The 18,874-nt window shown below is 71.4% G+C and carries 16 protein-coding genes and 1 tRNA gene; 3 read left to right on the top strand and 14 right to left on the bottom strand.

The window, feature by feature from the left end:
• Positions 1-111: 111 nt before the first annotated feature.
• Together ACH4J0_RS34330 and ACH4J0_RS34335 are read right to left on the bottom strand one after the other, a co-directional pair.
• Complete coding sequence (locus tag ACH4J0_RS34330) at positions 112-900, bottom strand: helix-turn-helix domain-containing protein (protein ID WP_396244972.1); 789 nt, start codon at positions 898-900, stop codon at positions 112-114.
• Between the two features lie 99 nt (positions 901-999).
• Positions 1,000-1,085 (bottom strand) — tRNA-Leu (locus ACH4J0_RS34335).
• A gap of 62 nt (positions 1,086-1,147) precedes the next feature.
• Here ACH4J0_RS34335 and ACH4J0_RS34340 point away from each other — a divergent pair.
• Positions 1,148-1,834 (top strand): ANTAR domain-containing response regulator, encoded by a 687-nt coding sequence (locus ACH4J0_RS34340; protein ID WP_396244974.1) that lies wholly within the window; start codon positions 1,148-1,150, stop codon positions 1,832-1,834.
• Between the two features lie 68 nt (positions 1,835-1,902).
• Here ACH4J0_RS34340 and ACH4J0_RS34345 read toward each other — a convergent pair whose 3' ends face one another.
• The 6 genes from ACH4J0_RS34345 to ACH4J0_RS34370 all read right to left on the bottom strand — a co-directional run bounded on the left by ACH4J0_RS34345 (position 1,903) and on the right by ACH4J0_RS34370 (position 8,738).
• Positions 1,903-2,619, bottom strand: a complete 717-nt coding sequence (locus ACH4J0_RS34345; protein ID WP_396244975.1) for an ABC transporter ATP-binding protein — start codon at positions 2,617-2,619, stop codon at positions 1,903-1,905.
• Entirely contained in the window at positions 2,616-3,437 is an 822-nt protein-coding gene (locus ACH4J0_RS34350; RefSeq protein ID WP_396245044.1) for an ABC transporter ATP-binding protein, read from the bottom strand. The genes ACH4J0_RS34345 and ACH4J0_RS34350 overlap by 4 nt, the downstream gene beginning before the upstream one ends.
• 8 nt (positions 3,438-3,445) lie before the next feature.
• Positions 3,446-5,380: a branched-chain amino acid ABC transporter permease gene (locus ACH4J0_RS34355; protein WP_396244977.1), complete on the bottom strand. Its 1,935-nt coding sequence runs from the start codon at positions 5,378-5,380 to the stop codon at positions 3,446-3,448.
• Between the two features lie 5 nt (positions 5,381-5,385).
• Entirely contained in the window at positions 5,386-6,315 is a 930-nt protein-coding gene (locus ACH4J0_RS34360) for a branched-chain amino acid ABC transporter permease (protein ID WP_030281863.1), read from the bottom strand.
• Between the two features lie 123 nt (positions 6,316-6,438).
• Positions 6,439-7,680, bottom strand: a complete 1,242-nt coding sequence (locus ACH4J0_RS34365; RefSeq protein WP_396244979.1) for a branched-chain amino acid ABC transporter substrate-binding protein — start codon at positions 7,678-7,680, stop codon at positions 6,439-6,441.
• A 593-nt stretch (positions 7,681-8,273) separates the two neighbouring features.
• Positions 8,274-8,738, bottom strand: a complete 465-nt coding sequence (locus tag ACH4J0_RS34370) for a PaaI family thioesterase (RefSeq protein WP_396244980.1) — start codon at positions 8,736-8,738, stop codon at positions 8,274-8,276.
• 230 nt (positions 8,739-8,968) lie between these two features.
• Here ACH4J0_RS34370 and polA point away from each other — a divergent pair, with 230 nt between their 5' ends.
• Positions 8,969-11,656, top strand: a complete 2,688-nt coding sequence (gene polA / locus ACH4J0_RS34375) for a DNA polymerase I (protein ID WP_396245045.1) — start codon at positions 8,969-8,971, stop codon at positions 11,654-11,656.
• A gap of 205 nt (positions 11,657-11,861) precedes the next feature.
• On the opposite strand, the gene ACH4J0_RS34380 is transcribed toward polA, so the two are convergent.
• A complete protein-coding gene (locus ACH4J0_RS34380; RefSeq protein ID WP_396245046.1) occupies positions 11,862-12,236 on the bottom strand; it encodes a GNAT family N-acetyltransferase in 375 nt (124 codons plus the stop codon).
• Positions 12,167-12,895 (bottom strand): SDR family oxidoreductase, encoded by a 729-nt coding sequence (locus ACH4J0_RS34385; RefSeq protein ID WP_396244982.1) that lies wholly within the window; start codon positions 12,893-12,895, stop codon positions 12,167-12,169. The genes ACH4J0_RS34380 and ACH4J0_RS34385 overlap by 70 nt, the downstream gene beginning before the upstream one ends.
• Before the next feature lie 235 nt (positions 12,896-13,130).
• Between ACH4J0_RS34385 and ACH4J0_RS34390 the strand changes: the two genes are divergently transcribed.
• The gene (locus ACH4J0_RS34390) at positions 13,131-13,397 is read left to right on the top strand and encodes a hypothetical protein (protein ID WP_396244984.1); all 267 of its coding nucleotides are present in this window, start codon (positions 13,131-13,133) and stop codon (positions 13,395-13,397) included.
• 20 nt (positions 13,398-13,417) lie between these two features.
• On the opposite strand, the gene ACH4J0_RS34395 is transcribed toward ACH4J0_RS34390, so the two are convergent.
• The 4 genes from ACH4J0_RS34395 to ACH4J0_RS34410 form a co-directional block, all read right to left on the bottom strand.
• Positions 13,418-14,230 carry a class I SAM-dependent methyltransferase gene (locus tag ACH4J0_RS34395; protein ID WP_396245047.1) on the bottom strand — a complete coding sequence of 271 codons (813 nt, stop codon included), beginning with the start codon at positions 14,228-14,230 and terminating at the stop codon, positions 13,418-13,420.
• A 545-nt stretch (positions 14,231-14,775) separates the two neighbouring features.
• Positions 14,776-15,204 carry a VOC family protein gene (locus ACH4J0_RS34400; RefSeq protein WP_396244985.1) on the bottom strand — a complete coding sequence of 143 codons (429 nt, stop codon included), beginning with the start codon at positions 15,202-15,204 and terminating at the stop codon, positions 14,776-14,778.
• Between the two features lie 172 nt (positions 15,205-15,376).
• Positions 15,377-17,890, bottom strand: coding sequence for an ATP-dependent helicase HrpB (gene hrpB / locus ACH4J0_RS34405; RefSeq protein WP_396244986.1), 2,514 nt, complete (start codon positions 17,888-17,890; stop codon positions 15,377-15,379).
• Between the two features lie 5 nt (positions 17,891-17,895).
• On the bottom strand, positions 17,896-18,789 hold the full coding sequence (locus tag ACH4J0_RS34410; protein ID WP_396244987.1) for a class I SAM-dependent methyltransferase: 894 nt from the start codon (positions 18,787-18,789) through the stop codon (positions 17,896-17,898).
• Between the last annotated feature and the right edge of the window lie 85 nt (positions 18,790-18,874).

Raw genomic sequence — 18,874 nt, forward strand, 5'->3', positions numbered from 1 at the left:
CGCCCGGCCCCGCCGCCCCCACCACCCGCGCCGGCGCCCCCCGGGGGGGGCGGGTGCCCCTGGGCGGCCCCGGGGGGGGCGCGCCCCTCCGGGGCCCGCCCCGCGCCGCTGTCAGTACTTGGGGCCGATGTGGGCGTCCATGAGGGCGACGGAGTCCTTGCGGGCGACGGAGATGTTGATCCCGCCGGTGGGGCGCGGGATCGAGGCCTTCCACTGCACGCCGACGGCGTCCAGGGTGGCGGTGAAGAGGCCGATGATGTCGGTCGACGTGTTGGTGAAGAAATAACGTGGGTACTCGTAGCGGCGGACCACGCCGTCGACGGTCTTGGTCGCCCAGTTGGTGATGCGGCAGCCGTCGGAGTGGATGAGGCCTCGCAGGAACTCCCAAGGATGGGCGTCGACGATCTCCTGCTGCCACGGCGCCAGGGCTATGGTGCGCTCGTGCTTCTTGCCGGGTCCGTGCTGGGGGAAGTGACAGGTCAGATGATTCGAATAGACCTTTATGTCGTGGCAACCAGTGCGCCGCACCCGGCAAGGCTTGTTGTTGGGGAGCACCTGACGCATGGTCTGCTCGACGGAGTCCTGGATTCCTGGCCACTTGTCGTCGCAGGTGATCTGGAGGCTTTGGGTCCTGCGGTACTCGTTGGGCAGGAGGATGTGGCCGTCACCGAGGTAGAGCCCAAGCAGATAGGCGTAGGCAGGGCGGTTCAGCTCGTCGCCGTAGCAGTGCATACACGCGGAGCGCTTACGGCCGGGAAGCTCGTTGCGTTTGGCGAGATCCTGGTGCTTCCACCAGGAGACCGTGCCCTTTGGGACGCGGAGGCGGCGGGCCACCTCGGCATTGCTGATGCCTCGGCGGAGGAGGTGGACAGCCTGGTCGCGCACAGAGAGAGTGGTCATGTGCGCCACATTGAGACGTGTGCTGCTGGATGGGGGACGCGTTGACGCTGATCCACTAGATGAGGTGAATTTCCTGCAACTGGGAATACGAGGAAATTCTGGTGCCGAGTGTGGGATTCGAACCCACACGCCCTTTCGGGCAATCGCTTTTGAGGCGATCGTGTCTGCCCTTCCACCAACCCGGCTGGCTTGCGCCCGTGAAGGATACCCTGTGAGCACCGTCGAGCGCAGCTAGGTACCCTCGTGCATGCAGTACCCCGCCGGAACTAGGAGCCCCGTGAGCACCGCCGACGAGCAGGCACAGCCGCTTGAGACCGATTCGCCCCAGATCACCCGGATCGTGATCGCCGAGGACGAGGCGCTGATCCGCCTCGACCTCAAGGAGATGCTGGAGGAGGAGGGGTACACCGTCGTCGGCGAAGCGGGGGACGGGGAGACGGCGGTACGGCTCGTGGAGGAGCTGAAGCCGGATCTGGCGATCTTCGACGTGAAGATGCCGGTCCTGGACGGCCTCTCCGCCGCCGAGCAGATCCACGAGAAGCACCTTGCGCCCGTTCTGATGCTCACCGCGTTCTCGCAGCGGGAGCTGGTGGACCGGGCCCGGGACGCCGGGGCGATGGCGTACATCGTGAAGCCGTTCTCGAAGTCGGACCTGGTGCCGGCGATCGAGATGGCGGTGTCGCGGTACACCGAGATGCGGGCGCTGGAGAAGGAGATCGGGGATCTCACCCAGCGGCTGGAGACCCGGAAGCTGGTGGACCGGGCGAAGGGTGTGCTGCAGACCAAGTTCGGGCTGTCGGAGCCGGCGGCTTTCCGGTGGATCCAGAAGACCTCGATGGACCGCCGGATGACGATGGCGGCGGTGGCCGAGGCGGTCATCGAGGAGGGCGAGGCCCAGGACCGCAAGAAGGCGGGAGAGGGCACGTCCGAGTAGTACGGACCAGGCGACATGAGGAGGGCCCGGCAGAACGTTTCTGCCGGGCCCTCCTCGCGTAGGGCGGGTCAGTCCTCGCCGAGGTACGCCTTGCGGACGGACTCGTCGTGGAGGAGGTCCGCGCCCGTCCCGGAGAGGACGACGCGGCCGGTCTCCATGACGTAGCCGCGGTCGGAGAGGGACAGGGCGGCCTGGGCGTTCTGCTCGACCAGCAGGATGGTCGTGCCGCTCGCCTTGAGCTCGACGATGGTGGACATGATCTTCTGCATCATCAGCGGGGAGAGCCCCATCGAGGGCTCGTCCAGCATGAGCAGCTTGGGCTGGGACATCAGGGCCCGGCCCATGGCGAGCATCTGCTGTTCGCCGCCGGAGAGCGTCCCGGCGGCCTGGCGGCGGCGCTCCCCGAGGATGGGGAACAGCGAGTAGGCCCGTTCCACGTCCGCCGCGATGCCGGCCGCGTCGGTGCGCAGGAAGGCGCCGAGGAGGAGGTTCTCCTCGATGGTCATGCGGGGGAAGATGTGCCGGCCTTCGGGGGAGTGGGCGAGGCCGAGGGCGACGATCTTGTGCGCGGGGACGGTGCTCAGGTCCTGGCCGTCGAAGGTGATCCGGCCGGCGGTGGGTCTGAGGAGGCCGGAGAGGGTGCGCAGGGTGGTGGTCTTGCCGGCGCCGTTGGTGCCGATGAGGGTGGTGACCTCGCCCTGGTTGACGGTGAAGCTGATGCCCTTGACGGCTTCGATCTTGCCGTAGGCGACGCGGAGGTCCTCGACCTCGAGGAGTGCGGTCACTGGTCGGTCTCCGTAACGGTCTCCGGAACGGCGGGGGTGCTGCCTTCGAGCGGGGCGCCGAGGTAGGCGCTGATGACGCGTTCGTCGTTCTGGACGGTCGCGCGGTCGCCCTCGACGATCTTCTGGCCCTGGACGAGCACGGCGGTGCGGTCGCAGAGGTTGAAGATGAACCGCATGTCGTGCTCGATGACGAGGACGGAGACGCCCTTGTCGCGGATGGCGAAGACGAGTTCCTCGGCGGCCCGGGTCTCCTGGGGGTTCATGCCGGCGGTGGGTTCGTCGAGGAGCAGCAGGCCGGGGTCGGAGGCGAGGGCGCGGGCGATCTCCAGCTTGCGCTGTTCGCCGTAGGGGAGGTTGCGGGCGAGGTGGTCGGCCTTGTCGGCGAGGCCGGTGAAGGCGAGGAGTTCCATGGCCTTCTCGCGGCTCTCGGCTTCGGCGTTCTTGTAGCGGGGAAGGCGGAGGATGGCGGAGAAGATGCCTTCCTTGGTGCGGGTGTGGCGGCCGACGAGGACGTTCTCCAGGACGGTCATGTTGGCGAAGAGCCGGATGTTCTGGAAGGTGCGGGCGATGCCGGCCTGGGTGACGAGGTGGGGTTTGGGGGGCAGGACGGTGCCGCGGTAGCGGACGGCGCCTTCGGTGGGGACGTACAGGCCGGTGAGGCAGTTGAAGAAGGTGGTCTTGCCGGCGCCGTTGGGGCCGATGAGGCCGATGATCTCGCCTTCGCCGACGGTGAGGGAGACGTCGTTGACGGCGGTGAGGCCGCCGAATCGCATGGTGACGCCGGTGACGTCGAGCAGGGGCGCAGCGGTGGTGGTCATCTGGCGGGTCACGCCCCTGCCTTGGTGAGTGCGGTGGTGTGGTCGTCGCCGGTGGGTTGGGCCGGCTCGTCGGCTTCGTGGAACTCGAGTTGCCGGCGCCGGTTGGGGATGAGGCCTTCGGGGCGGACGCGCATCAGGACGATGAGGGCGGCGCCGAAGACGAGGAGCTGGTAGTCGGAGAGGAATTCGAGCTTCTTCGGGATGAGGAAGAGGAGGGTGGCGCCGGCGAGCGGGCCGCTGATGGTGCCCATGCCGCCGAGGATGACGGCGGCGAGGAGGAAGGCGGAGTTGGGGGGCAGGGCGTCGGCGAAGGTGTACTGGTCGGGGGTGACGGTGTAGGTGACGTGGGCCTGGACGGTGCCGGCGACGCCGGCGAGGCAGGCGCCGAGGGCGAAGGCGAGGAGTTTGAGGCGGAAGCCGTTGATGCCCATGGCTTCGGCGGCGGTCTCGTCCTCGCGGATGGCGATCCAGGCGCGGCCGATGCGGGAGTTGCCGACGCGTGCGAAGACCAGGACGACGAGGGCGGTGACGAGCAGCATCAGCAGGTAGTAGTTGCCGAAGCGGCCGATCTGGAGGCCGCCGAGGGCGTGGGTCTGGCTGAAGTCGAAGCCGAAGACGTTCAGTTCGGGGATGCGGGGGATGCCGTTGGAGCCGTTGGTGACGTTGGGGCCGGTGGTCCCGTTGAGGTTCTGCATGGTGATGCGGAAGATCTCGCCGAAGCCGAGGGTGACGATGGCGAGGTAGTCGCCGCGCAGGCGCAGGGTGGGGGCGCCGATCACGACGCCGAAGACCATGGAGACGGCGGCGCCGACGATCACCGCGGCCCAGAACGGCAGCTGGACGTGGATAGGTGAGGCGGGGGAGCCGGAGACCAGGGCGGCGGCGTAGGCGCCGACGCCGAGGAAGGCGACGTATCCGAGGTCGAGCAGGCCGGCCAGGCCGACGACGATGTTGAGGCCGAGGGCGACGGTGGCGAAGATCAGGATGTTGGTGGCGACCGAGGCGTACTGCTCGCCGGTCTGGAACGGGAAGCTGGCGGCGGCGGCGAAGGCGGCGCCGGTGGTGACCGGGCGGTACTTGAGGGTCAGTGCACGCAGTCTGCTCAGCAGGCCCGAGCCGGCGAGCGCGGCGATCACGAAGGCGACGAGCAGCAGGTATCCGATGAAGAGCTCGCCGTAGTCGGTGTCGATGCCGAAGGTGATCGCGTAGGAGCCGACGCCGAAGGCCGCCACGATGAGCAGGACCTCCACCCAGGAGGGGAGTTCGCGGGGCGTGGGCAGGGGGCGGTCGATCTTGCCGAGGCGCAGCCGGCTGTTGGCGAGGTGGCCGAGCTGGAGGAGGAGGACGGCGCCGGCGGCGATGGCGAGGGCGCCGGACAGGGCGGTCATGACGGGGGCGACGGGCTTGTCGCCGGGGATGGCGTGGGCGGCGATCCAGCCGACGGGGGCGGCGGGCAGGAGGAGGAAGAGCCGCTTGTCGAGGGTGCGCAGTGGTACGTGGGTGCGCCGGTCGAGGGGGAGGCCGAGGGCGCCGAGGACGCCGAGCAGGCCGCCGGCGGCGAGGACCCAGCCGCCGGGTTCGAGGTTGGCGAGGCCGCCGAGTTCGGTGGAGATGGCGGCGACGGAGTAGGCGGCGACGGCGAAGGAGCCGGTGGCGGCGTACAGGACGGCGTTGTTGCTGCGGGTGGGGGCGGCCCAGCGCAGGCCGGGGGTGCCGTGGACGGCGAGCAGCAGGGCGAGGGTGAGGACGCCCGCGGCGACGGCGAGCCATTGGAGGCCGGCGGGGGAGCCGTAGTAGGTGAGGTCGCCGGGGAAGTCGCTGGTCCAGGTCCAGGACATGGCGGCGGAGGCGGCGACGGAGAGGGCGCCGAGGCCGGTGAGGGCGGTGGCGGCGGTGGCGGGCAGGGGGATGACCGGGGTGGTCTCGGTTCTGGTGGTGGTCATGGTGGTCACGCCCTGTCCGCGACGCGCTCGCCGAGCAGGCCCTGGGGCCGGACGAGGAGCACGAGGATGAGGAGTACGAAGGCCCAGACGTCCTTCCAGGCGCCCCCTCCGAAGAGGTGCATGCCGGGCAGGTGCTGGATGTAGCCGGTGGCGAGGGCTTCGGCGAGGCCGAGGGCGAGGCCGCCGAGCATGGCTCCGTAGATGTTGCCGATGCCGCCGAGGACGGCGGCGGTGAAGGCCTTGAGGCCGAGGATGAAGCCCATGCGGAAGTCGACCTGGCCGCTGCGCAGTCCGTAGGCGACGGCGGCGACGGCGGCGAACGCGGCGCCGATGGCGAAGGCCATGACGATGATGCGGTCGGTGTCGATCCCCATCAGTTTCGCGGTGTCGGGGTCCTGGCTGGTGGCCTGCATGGCGCGGCCGGAGCGGGTGCGGGTGACGAACCAGCCGAGGGCGAGCATGCACAGGGGGGCGGCGATGATCAGGAAGAGGTCGCTGCGCTGGACGGTGACGGAGCCGAGGCTGAAGGGGTCGCCGGGGATCTTGGGGAAGACCCGGGCCTTCTTGGCGTCGGGGTAGAAGGAGAAGACGAGTTGCTGGAGGAAGATGGACAGCCCGATGGCGGTGATCAGGGGGGCGAGCCGGGGGGCGTTGCGCAGCGGCCGGTAGGCGAAGCGTTCGGCGGCGACGGCGGTGAGGGTGGAGACCAGGATGCCGGCGATCAGCATGAGTGGCAGGGCCAGCCACAGGGTGGTGCCGCCGGGGAGGGCGAGGTAGGCGGTCAGGGCGCCGAAGCCGCCGACCATGACGATCTCGCCGTGGGCGAAGTTGATGAGCTGGACGATGCCGTAGACCATCGTGTAGCCGATCGCGACGAGTCCGTAGAGGGCGCCGAGGATCAGGCCGTTGGCCAGCTGCTGCGGTAGGTCGTGCACCGCTGGGCCTCCGTAGTGCGTTCTGGGGTGTCCGCGTGGGTGGTGGATGTGGGGGCGCGCGGGGGCACTCGTGGCGCCCCCGCGCGCTGGTGGTGCTGCTGGTGCTGGGTTCCGGTGGGGCGGTCAGCCGTTGAAGGTGCCGGACTTCTCGACCGCCCACTTGCCGTCCTTGACGGTGTAGACGGTGAGCTGCTTGTTGGTGGTGTCGCCGAACTCGTCGAAGGAGACCTTGCCGGTGACGCCGTCGAAGGAGACCTTCTGGACGGCGTCGCGGACGGTCTTGCGGGCGTCGCTGGTGGGCAGCTTGCCGTTGTTGGCGGCGACGACGTTCTTGACGGCTTCGATGATGGCCCAGGCGCTGTCGTAGGAGTAGCCGCCGTAGGTCTCGTAGGCGTCCTTGTAGCCGGCGGCCTTGTAGTCGGCGATGAACTTCTTGGCGGTGTCGAGGGTTTCGACGGGCAGGCCGACGGCGGTGGCGAAGTCGCCCTGGCTCTTGGGGTTGAGCTTGATGAACTCGTCGCTCTGGATGCCGTCGCCGCCCATCAGGGGGATGTTGACGCCGGCGTCCTTGAGCTGGAGGGAGAGGGGGCCGGCGGCGGGGTATTCGCCGCCGTAGTAGACGGCGTCGGCGCCGGAGGCCTTGACCTTGGTGACGATGGCGGAGAAGTCGCGGTCGTCGGGGTTGACGTGTTCCTCGCCGGCGAGGGTGCCGCCGAGTTTGGTGAACTGGCCCTTGAAGGTGGCGGCGAGGCCGGCGCCGTAGGTCTTCTGGTCGTCGATCAGGAAGACCTTGGTCTTCTTGGCGTCGTTGTAGAGGAACTGGGCGGCGAAGGGGCCCTGGACGGCGTCGGTGGTGGCGGTGCGGAAGTAGGACTTGAAGGGGCGCTTCTTGTCGCCGCTGGCCCACTTCTCGCCCTGGCTGAGGGCGACGCCGGTGTTGGCGGGGGAGATCTCGGTGAGGCCGGCGTCGTCGAAGATCTGCTGCATCGACTGCGCCACGCTGGAGTTGAGGGGGCCGACGACGCCGAGGACCTTGGAGTCGCTGACCAGCTGGGTGGCGTTCTGCTGGCCGGGGGCGGGCTTGGCGGTGTCGTCCAGGGCCTTGACCTCGAACTTGACGCCGGGGACCTCGTTGGTGGCGTTGGCGTTCTTGACGGCGAGGTCGACGGAGTTGCGGATGCCGAGGCCCAGGGCGGAGAGGTCGCCGGTGAGCGGGGCGTCGACGCCGATCACGACGGTGGTGGCGGCGCTGTTGTCCTTGCTGCCGGCGTTGTCGCCGGACTTCCCGCCGCGGGAGCCGCAGGCGCTGAGGCTGAGGGCGCCGATCACGGCAATGCTCACGACAATTGCTGAACGGTGACGCACGAGGGTCCCCTTCGGTTCAGGAGGCGCCCGCGCCGAGTGGCGGGAGCCGGGATGCGCGGAGGGCCGGGCCCTTTCCGGATGGCGCGGTGACTGGCCGTGACTCTAGATGTCGTGGGGCGGCTCGGGCAGTGGTGCGACCAGGCTGTGATTCTCTTGTTATGAGCACACGGAGCATTTGTCTCAGCATGTGGTCGTTCCGGCTCGACCGACCCTGAACTGCCGGGCGTTTACTCGCTGGTGGAGGGATGTAAGGGCCAGAAATGAGGGTTGCAGCTGGCGCTGTCGATAATCGGACATGAGTGTCCGATGCGCTGCTTTCGACCGTGCACGTCCGCATTTCGGACAAGGAGGGCGCGACGAAGGGGCTCCGGGGCCCCTGGAGGCCACGGAACCGTCACATGCGTGGATTTCCTGCTTGTTACGCTGAGTTACGGGAGGGGGAGGAAAGGGTGGGGGACGCGTCGGTCGCATCCGGACATGCCGACGCCCCCTTGCTCAGACCAACGCCTGCCCACGGAGGCGGAAGGTCAAACAAGGGGACGGGAAAGGGACTTGATGGCCTCGGTGCCGAACGGGCCGTGCCCGTACGCCCGTTACAGGTCGCGCAGCATGCAGGTCAGCCGGCAGCTGGTGACCCGCTTGCCGGTGTCGTCGGTGATCGCGATCTCGTACGTGGCGGCCGTGCGGCCCTTGAACACCGCCGTCGCCACCCCGGTGACCAGGCCGGAGGTGGCCGAGCGGTGGTGGGTGGCGTTGAGGTCCACGCCCACCGCGTACCGGCCCGGGCCGGCGTGCAGCATCGCGCCGATCGAGCCGAGCGTCTCGGCCAGCGCCGCGGAGGCACCACCGTGCAGCAGCCCGTACGGCTGCTGGTTGCCCTCCACCGGCATGGTGCCGACCACCCGGTCGCCGGAGGCCTCGACGATCCGGATGCCGAGCTTCTCGCCGAGGTGGCCGCCGGAGAAGGTCTCCGGGCTCACCCCGAGCTTGGCGAAGTGGTCGAGTACGTCCTGCGGGACCTTCAGGACGGGGGCGGTGCCGGGAGTCGCGTCGGTCATGGGGGTACTCCTTCGGGGGTGTCACGTCGTCGTGCTGCCTGTGATCGTACGACCGTCCTACTCGCCGGTAGCGGCGGTGCCCGCACTGGCGCGGCGCCCCTTTTGTCGGTGCCGGGCCATAGGATCGGTGGCCGGAAGTGGAATCGGCAGGAACGGACGTTGACGTGGCTACGCAGAGTACGGACAAGGGTGCGACGGGTGACGGCGGGGCCGGTCCGCGGCCCCGGCTGATGCTGCTCGACGGGCACTCGATGGCCTACCGGGCCTTCTACGCCCTGCCCGTGGAGAACTTCAACACCTCCACCGGCCAGCCCACCAACGCGGTCTACGGCTTCGCCTCGATGCTCGCCAACACCGTCCGCGACGAACGGCCCACCCACCTCGCCGTCGCCTTCGACCTCTCCCGGCAGACCTTCCGCTCCGCCGAGTTCCCCGACTACAAGGCCAACCGCGCCAAGACGCCGGACGAGTTCCGCAGCCAGGTCGGCCTGATCGGCGAACTCCTCGACGCCATGCACATCCCCCGGATGACCGTCGAGGGCTTCGAGGCCGACGACATCATCGCCACCCTGGCCACCGCCGCCGAGGCGGCCGGCTACGACGTCGACATCGTCACCGGCGACCGCGACTCCCTCCAGCTGGTCACCGACCACGTCACCGTGCTCTACCCCACCAAGGGCGTCTCCGAGCTCACCCGCTTCACCCCGGAGAAGGTCACCGAGAAGTACGGCGTCACCCCGCGCCAGTACCCCGACCTCGCGGCCCTGCGCGGCGACCCGTCCGACAACCTGCCCGGCATCCCCGGCGTCGGCGAGAAGACCGCCGCCAAGTGGGTCAACCAGTTCGGCTCCTTCGACGAACTGGTCGCACGCGCCGACGAGGTGAAGGGCAAGATCGGCGAGAAGCTGCGCGACAACCTCGACTCGGTCAAGCGCAACCGGGTGCTCACCGAGCTGGTCCGCGACGTCGAACTCCCGCTGGGCGTCGCCGACCTGGCCCGCCGGCCCTTCGACAAGGCCGCCGTCGGCACCCTGATGGAGTCGCTGGAGTTCCGCAACGCGAACTTCCGCGACCGGGTCTTCGGCATCGACCCGTCCGCCGGCGAGGCCACGGTGGAGGTCGAACTCGCCCCCGGCGTCGACGTCGACGGCGAACTGCTCACCGACCCCGGCACGCTCGCCGCCTGGCTGCGCGAGCACGCCTCCGACGGCAGGACCACCGTCGCCCTCGCCGCCGTCTACCAGTGGGCGCTCGGCACCGGCGAGGTCACCGAAGTCGCCCTCGCCGCAGGGGAGTCGGCCGCCTGGTTCGACCCGGCGCTGCTCGCCGAGGAGGACGAACGGGCCTTCGCCGGCTGGCTCGCCGACGCAGCCGCCCCCAAGGCCCTGCACATCGCCAAGCAGGTCATGCGCGCCTTCGCCGAACGCGGCTGGACCATCGCCGGGGTCGTCGCCGACACCGCGCTCGCCGCCTACCTGGAGAAGCCCGGCCGCCGCACCTTCACCCTGGAGGTGCTCGCCGAGGAGTACCTGGCCCGCTCCCTCACCCCGGCCCCCGCCGCCGAGAGCGGCCAACTCGCCTTCGACGCACCGGAGGAGGACCCGACCGCGCACGCCCAGGCCCTCATGCTCCAGGCCCGCGCCGTGCTCGACCTCGCCGCGCTCTTCGACACCCGCCTCGCCGAGGTCGGCGCCGCCGGGCTGCTGCACGACATGGAACTGCCCATCGCCGCGCTGCTCGCCCGCATGGAGCGCTACGGCATCGCCGCCGACCGCGACTGGCTCACCCGGCTGGAGACCCAGTTCGCCGCCGAGATCCAGCGCTGCGTCGAGGAGGCCCACGCCGCCGCCGGGCGGGAGTTCAACCTCGGCTCGCCCAAGCAGCTCCAGGAGATCCTCTTCGGCGAACTCGCCCTCCCCAAGACCAAGAAGATCAAGACCGGCTACACCACCGACGCCGACGCGCTCACCTGGCTGGCCACCCAGACCGACAACGAGCTGCCCGTCATCCTGCTGCGCCACCGCGACCAGGCCAAGCTGCGCACCACCGTCGAGGGCCTGCTCAAGACGGTCTCGCCCAAGGGCCGGATCCACACCACCTTCAACCAGATGGTCGCCGCCACCGGCCGTCTCTCCTCGCAGGACCCGAACCTGCAGAACATCCCCGTCCGGACGGAGGAGGGGCGCGCCATCCGCCGCGCCTTCGTCGTCGGCGCCGGATACGAGTCGCTGCTCACCGCCGACTACTCCCAGATCGAACTGCGGATCATGGCCCACCTCTCCGAGGACGAGGCACTGATCGAGGCCTTCGCCACCGGCGAGGACCTCCACACCACCGTCGCCTCCCAGGTCTTCGAGGTCCCCGGCGCCGCCGTCGACGCCGAGATGCGCCGCAAGATCAAGGCGATGTCCTACGGCCTCGCGTACGGGCTGTCCGCGTACGGGCTCTCCCAGCAGCTCGGCATCAAGCCGGCCGAGGCCCAGGGCCTGATGGACACCTACTTCGAACGCTTCGGCGGGGTGCGCGACTACCTGCACCGGGTCGTCGAGGAGGCCCGCGCCACCGGCTACACCGAGACCCTGCTCGGCCGCCGCCGCTACCTGCCCGACCTCAACAGCGACAACCGCCAGCGCCGCGAGATGGCCGAGCGGATGGCCCTCAACGCCCCGATCCAGGGCTCGGCCGCCGACATCGTCAAGATCGCCATGCTGCGGGTGGACGAGGCGCTGCGCGGCGCCGGGCTCACCTCCCGGATGCTGCTCCAGGTGCACGACGAAATCGTGCTGGAACTGGCCCCGGGCGAGCACGACCAGGTCGAGGCCATCGTCCGCGAGCAGATGGCCGGCGCCTACCCGCTGCGCGCCCCGCTCGACGTCTCCGTCGGCGTCGGCGCCGACTGGGAGGCCGCCGCGCACTGACGGCGGCTTTTCGGACGGGCCCGGACGCGTGGAGCGTCCGGGCCCGTCGATCTCGGGGCGCGGCCGTCGGAGGGCTCCTCGCCTACGGCTGGTCCGGGGTCCGGGAACGGCTCCGGAAGTCCGGGTAGCCCAGGATGAGCAGTTTCTCGGCCGGGTTGAGGCCGTACGGGACCACCTTGCCGGTGAGTTCGAAGCCGAGCCGCTGTCAGAACGCCAGCGCCCGTGTATTGCCCTCGTGCACGCCCAGGGTCAGCCACCGCACGTCGGTGTTGACCCGGGCATGGTGGATGCTCGCCCTCACCGGGCCGGCGGCGGGGCCGGCCGGCCCGCGGTGCTTCGGGGACACGTAGACCGAGTGGACGTGAACGTGGTCCGGGACGTCCGGGAGGGGCCCGACGCCCGCGATCCCGACCCAGCCGCCGGCTTCGTCGATGGCGACGAACGTGGCGGACTCCGCGCAGGAGGACTCGACGGCGGCCTGTCGCTGCCGGACCTCGGCAGGGCATGGGCTCAGACCTGCTCGAAGTGGAAGGCCTTGATGAAGCAGTCGCGGGGCTGGGACACCGCGAAGAGGACGCAGTCCACGAGGGACTGGGCGGTGAGGGCGTCCTCGGCCCCGCGCGGGGTGGTCTCCCACTCCTCGGTGAGGGGGTCGGGGTTGTCGAAGTCGGGCGGATAGAGGGAGATCACCCGTACTCCCCGGGGCCGTAGGCGCTTGGAGAGGATGTCGACGAACCCGGCCTGGGCGCCCTTGGCCGCGTAGAAGGAGTCGTGGGCGTCCGAGCGGTGATGCCCCGGGGTTCCGCAGGCGGAGACCATGGTCACCACGTCCGGCTGCGCCGAGTTGAGCAGGAGGGGGAGGAAGTGCTTCACGGTCAGGACGGTGCCGGTGGCGCCGGAGGCGATCGTGTCGACGACGTCGGCGTCGGAGGCGGACAGCAGGTCCGGGCCGGCGAGGTAGCGGGAACCGTTGTTGATCAGCACGTCGATGTGGCCGGTGTGCCTGCCCACTCCAGCGGCGAAGCCGCGGATCGAGGCGGGATCCGTCAGGTCGCAGGCGAAGGCGTGGACACGCTGGTTCCCGCGGCCGCGGATCTCGTCCCGGACCCGCTCGGCGGCGGCGAGGGTGCGGGCGGAGAGGTAGACCTCGGCGCCGAGGTCCGCCAGACGGATGGCCAGGGTGCGGCCGAAGTCGCGGCCGGCGGCGGTGATGACCACCCGGTGATCGTCGAATCTCATGTGCCCAGCCTCGCCGACGGCAAGACGGCGTCACATCCTCCTGGAGTGCTGGAGCCGCCCTCTACCGGGGGAGGCCGCAGGTGGGCCCCGGTTCGCCCGGCGCAGGAAGTCGGCCCGTCCGACTTCCTGCACGGCGGATCTCGCCCGAGGTGCGGACGGGGGAGTGTCCGGGCCCGCCGGTACGATCTGCCCGGCCGTCGCGCAGGGGGCGTGGCACGGATCCGGGGGAGCGGCGATGACGGACGGGTACCGCGGGGGCGCCGCTGGGGCCGCCGCGAAGCCCAAGGCCCCGGCCGCCCCGGCGGGACAGGACCCGCACGACGCCGCCCCGGTGCCCTGCACCAACTGCCGGACCGAGCCGCAGCCCGGCTCGGGCGACTGCTACCCGCGCGGCGAGGCCAAGGTCATGGTCTGCGGCCCGGTCCAGACCGGCATCCCGATCCTGCGCCCGGGTCAGTCCACGGGCACCCCCACACCGGGCTGGCCCGACCACACCCACTGACGCGGTCACCGGGAGGCGCTCTACCGGCGGACCGCCGAGATCAGTCCGCCGGGCCGCTCCTCGTGCTGCGGCGGGGTACTGACCGGGCGGCCGTAGGCGGCGGCGCGTTCGCGCAGGGTGTGACAGTCGGCTTCCCAGCCGTGCCCGGCCAGCCAGCTCACCGGATCGTCGGGCATCTCCGAGACCCACATGGACGCCGCCGATCCCGGCGCGGCGTCCGCGCCGAAGCGCTCGATCACACCGCGCGAGCCCAACGTGAGCCCCATCCGACTGCCCGCCGCCGACTGCGCGCCGATCCGGGCCAGCAGCAACTCCACCGCGTCCGCGGGCAGATAGATCAGCAGTCCTTCGGCGATCCACACGGTCGGCGCCGCCGGGTCGTGCCCCGCGGCGGCCAGCGCGCCCGGCCAGTCCTCGCGCAGATCCACCGCGACGGTGATCCGCTCGCAGCCCGCGACGGCCCGCTCCTGGCGCAGCACCGACGCCTTGAAGTCCAGTGGCGCGGCGGTGTCGACCTCGAACAGCCGGGTGCCCGCGGGCCAGTCCATCCTGAAGGCCCGGCTGTCCATGCCGGCGCCGAGCAGCACGACCTGCCGGACGCCGGACGCGCAGGCCTGCCGCAGCAGGTCGTCGAGGAACTTCGTCCTGATGACGATGGAGAACGACACGGCCAGCCGGCGGCGCCGCGCGGCCTCGTCATCGGGCAGCGGCGAGGAGGGCCACAGGCCGCCCGCGGCGGCGAAGGCCCGTGCCAGCGGGTCGCGGAACAGCGCGTCCTCACGCTCGCTCTCCAGCGCCCGCACCCTGGCCACTCCCACCGCCGTGGCCCACACTCCCGACGGCCGTACCCGCTCCTGCTCATCAGTCACCGCGCCAGCCTAGACGACCACATCCGAGGGGCCGGATGAGGGGGCTGCCGCGGACATTCCGCTGTCAGTAAGGGACTTCGAGGCCACTCACCCCGGGAACGGGACGGCTTCCGTAGCCGGGCCGGCCTCGATGGGCGTCCAACGTCGGGCCGGCCCTGCGACGTTGCACTCGTTCGCCGGCAACGTCTGCGTTCACGCTGTCGACCCGCTCGGCAGGTCGGGGCGTGGGGACTGACCGGGATGGTCGGGTCGTTCCGGCAGCGGACGTCGACGGCCGCTGTGTCGGTGGGCCGGGTGTCCTGGGCGTTCACCCGCCGGACGTCGGACGGCTTCGCGCGGGAAGTCATCGCGATCGGCCTGGCCGGTCAGGACGACGGGTGCCGCACAGGAAGTCGGTGGGATTCCTGTGCGGGGGCCGGTTTCCGCGGCCGACCTTCCGCGCTGACGGGAGGGTCGGGTTCTCGGGCCCCTTGTGGATCTCCGGTGCGTGGAGCCGGAGGTGGTGCGAGTCAGTCGATGCAGAACTCGTTGCCCTCGATGTCCAGCATCGGGATGCACGCGTCGTTGCCGTCGTACAGGGTCTGCACGTGCACCGCGCCGAGCGGGATCAGTCGTGCGCATTCGGCCTCGAGTGCGGCGAGGCGTTCCTCACCCACGAGGCCGGTGCCGACCCGTACATCGAGGTGCACCCGGTTCTTGACGGCCTTTCCTTCCGGAACGCGCTGGAAGTACAGCCGCGGGCCCACGCCTGAGGGATCGACGCAGGCGGACCAGGAGTCCCGCTCCTCGGGTGACTGCGCCTGCCGGTAGTCGTCCCACGTGGCGAATCCGGCCGGTGGCGCCGGTACGACGTAGCCCAACACCTCACACCAGAAGCGAGCGAGGCGCTCGGGCTCCGCGCAGTCGAAGGTTACTTGGAACTCCCTGATCGCTGGCACCGGCGCACGGTAGCAGGAGGCTGTGCGGCTCTGCCTCGGATTTTCGCCCTGGCACGTCTGCGGGCAAGGCGGCGGGGCCGGTGCGGGCGGTGGAGAGGAGTTCCTCGTCCTCCCGGCTTCGGCACGGGCGTCCTTCCTGTCCGGTGTCCAGGCCGGTCACTTCCCGGCGCAGTTACTTCCGGGCGTTGGTGCGGCGGGTGGCTTCCGCCGTCGTCGGGTCCTCGGGCCAGGGGTGGCGGGGGTAGCGGCCCCTCAGCTCGGCGCGGACGGCTTGGTAGCCGTTCTGCCAGAAGCTCTCCAGGTCGCCGGTGACGGCGGCGGGGCGACCGGCGGGGGAGAGCAGGTGAATGGTCAGCGGGACGCGGCCGGCGGCCAGGGCGGGGGTTCTGGTCCAGCCGAAGAGTTCTTGCAACTTGACTGCGAGCACCGGGCGTTCGGTGGTGTAGTCGACGCGTGTCTTCGAGCCGGACGGCACGGTGATGCGTTCGGGGGCCAGCTCGTCCAGGCGGCCTGCTTCGCCGCTCGCCCAGGGGAGCAGGCGCTGGAGGGCGGAGGTGGTGTCGATCCGCGCGAGGTCGCTGCGGCGGCGGGCGCGGGAGAGTTCGGGCTCCAGCCACTCGTCGGCGCGGTCGAGGAGAGCGGCATCGGAGACGTCGGGCCAGGGGGTGCCGATCGCGGTGTGGAGGAAGGCGAGGCGCTCGCGGAGGCCGGGGGAAGGCCAGGTGAGCAGGGTGCTCACGCCTTCGCGAGTGAGGCCTTCGAGGAGGGCGGCACGGACGAGAGCCCGGTCGGGGCGGTCAAGGGGCTGCTCGGTGAGCTCGATGGAGCCGAGGGATTCGACCCGGCGGGAGACCACATCGTTGCGCCGGGTGTCCCAGTGGACCTCCTCGCGGGCGGTGAGCAGCGGCGCTCCGGCGAGGTGGGCGGTGTCCTCGTCCAGTGCCGCAGCGTGCAGGATGCGGGCGGAGTGCGAGCCCGCCGGGCGGTCGGCGACTGCGACGGCGAGCCAGGGGAGGGCGCCCAGCGCGGTGCCAGGGGCGAGCTCGGCAGCCGTCCCGGAGGCCATCAGGTACGGGCTGCGCTCGCCGGGGGCGGGGCGCTCCACCCGGGCGCGGGCGATGCGCTCGGGGAAGGCGAGGGCGACGACCAGGCCGGCGGCGGTGGCGTCGGGTAGCGGGGTGGCCGGTTCGTCGGAGGTGGCGCGCAGGAGGCGGCGGACTTCGTCGCGCCAGCGCGAGGCGTACGGGTCCCTGGAGGAACGCACCGCCCGCCAGACTGCGCCGAGGTCGTCGCCGAGGGCGCGCGGGGGTTCCTCGGAGAGCAGGGCGACGACCTCGGCCGCCCGGCGGGCGCCGACGGCGGGAGCACCGTCGACCAGGGCGCGGGCGAGCCGGGGATGCAGTCCGGTACGAGCGAGCCGCGTACCGCGTGGAGTGGCACGTCCGTCGGGGCCGACGGCGCCGAGGGCGGCCAGGGTCTGCCGGGCCGCAGCCATCGCCCCCGCGGGCGGGGCGTCCGGCAGGGCGAGGCCGGTGGCGTCCGGGTCGCCCCAGCAGGCGGTCTGGAGGGCGAACGACGTGAGGTCGGCGAGCGCGATCTCGGGAGTGGGGAACCGTGCGGCGCGGGCGTCCTCGGCCTCGTGCCAGCAGCGGTAGACGGTGCCGGGAGCCTCACGTCCGGCGCGCCCCGCGCGCTGACGGGCGGCGGCGAGCGAGGCCCGTACCGTGACGAGCCCGGCCAGCCCCCGGGCGTGGTCGGTGCGCGGTTCGCGGGCGAGGCCCGCGTCGACCACGACCCGGACGCCGGGGACGGTGAGCGAGGACTCGGCGACGGCGGTGGCGAGGACGACCCGTCGCGAAGCGGACGGGGTGAGGGCGGCGTCCTGGACGGCCTGCGGGGCGCGGCCGTGCAGTTGCAGGACTTCGGCCGCCACGTCGGACAACTGCCCGGCGACGCGGGCGATCTCGCCGACGCCCGGCAGGAAGCAGAGCACGTCGCCGTCACGTTCGGCGAGTGCCCGCCGCACGACGGCCGCGACGTGGTCGAGCAGCGCCGGGTCGACCCGCGTCCCGTGTGCGGGCCGGACGGCGCGCGGCGGCGGCGCCCACACCACGTCGACCGGGTGGGACACTCCGTACGCCTCCACCACCGGGGCGCCACCGAGGAGTGCGGCCCAGGCCGCCGTGTCGGAGGTGGCGGAGGCGCAGACCAGCCGCAGCTCGGGCCGCAGCGCAGCCCGCACGTCCAGCAGGAAGGCGAGCGCGGTGTCGGCGTCCAGGTGCCGTTCGTGGCACTCGTCCAGGACGACCACGTCCACGCCGGGCAGTTCCTGGTCGCGCTGCAACCGCTGGAGCAGCACGCCGGTGGTGACCACCTCGACGACCGTCTCCGGTCCGACGCGGCGCTCCCCGCGCACGGTGTGGCCGACCCGGCCGCCGACGGACCCGCCGAGCAGCCAGGCCATCCGCCGCGCTGCCGCCCGCACGGCGAGCCGCCGCGGCTCGGCGACCAGCACGCGCCGGACCGGGGCGCCGGAGTCGAGCAGCCCGGCCAGGGCGAGCGGCACCAGCGTCGTCTTGCCGGTGCCGGGCGGTGCCGCGAGGACGGCGGTGCCGTCCGTGTCCAGCGCCTCGTGCAGGGCGGGCAGGGCGGTGCGGACGGGCAGTTCGCGCCACGCGGGGTTCAAGCGGCTCAGCCCCGCTCGGTGACGAAGATCGCCGTGCCCGGGATCAGCCGCCCGCGCAGCGGGGACCAGCCGCCCCACTCCTGTTCCAGCCCGGCCGGCCACTCGGGCTCGACCAGGTCGACCAACCGGAAGCCGGCGGCGACGAGTTCGCGGACCCGGTCGCCGAGGGTGCGGTGGTGCTCGACGTAGGTGGCGCGGCCCTGCTCGTCCTGCTCGACGTACGGGGTGCGGTCGAAGTAGGAGGAGATCGCGGTGAGCCCCTCGACGCCGGGCTCGTCGGGGAACGCCCAGCGGATCGGGTGGGTGACCGAGAAGACCCAGCGCCCGCCGGGTCGCAGCACCCGGTGGACCTCGCGCATCAGGCGTTCGGTGTCGGCGCTGAACGGGACGGCCCCGTACGCGGAGCAGGCGAGGTCGAAGGAGGCGTCGGCGAAGGGCAGGACGGCGGCGTCGGCCTGGACGACGGGGATGGGCGCGGTGCCGCGGCCGAGGTCGATCCGGCGGGAGTGTTGGAGCTGGCGGTACGAGATGTCCAGGGCGACGGGGCGGGCGCCGCGGGCGGCGAGCCAGCGGGAGCACTGGGCGGCGCCGGCGCCGATCTCCAGCACGTCCTTGCCCTCGACGGGACCGAGGAGGCGGGCGTCGGCCTCGTCCAGGCCCTCGGGGCACCAGGTGAAGCGGTCGTCGCCGAGGAACTCACCGTGCTCGTCCTGGTACTCGTCGGCGTTGCGGTCCCACCAGTGCCGGCTGGCCCGGCTGCTCTCCCCGACGCCGGCCGAGCGCCGCACCGCGTCGTCGCCCTCCTCCTCGGCCGCCTCGGCGGACTCGACCTCCTCGGCGGAGGTGTCAAGATCGTGAAGGGAGGACTGGGGGGTGGTGGCCACGGTGACAATGCCCATCGCGTAGGGTATGGAGTGCGGAAGCGCCGCTGCCGCGAACCGGCCCGTCTCAGGGCCGGATCCTGGCGGTGGCATCCGGGGAAGG

It is taken from the genome of Kitasatospora sp. NPDC017646 (genome assembly GCF_044329365.1).
GTDB lineage: Bacteria > Actinomycetota > Actinomycetes > Streptomycetales > Streptomycetaceae > Kitasatospora.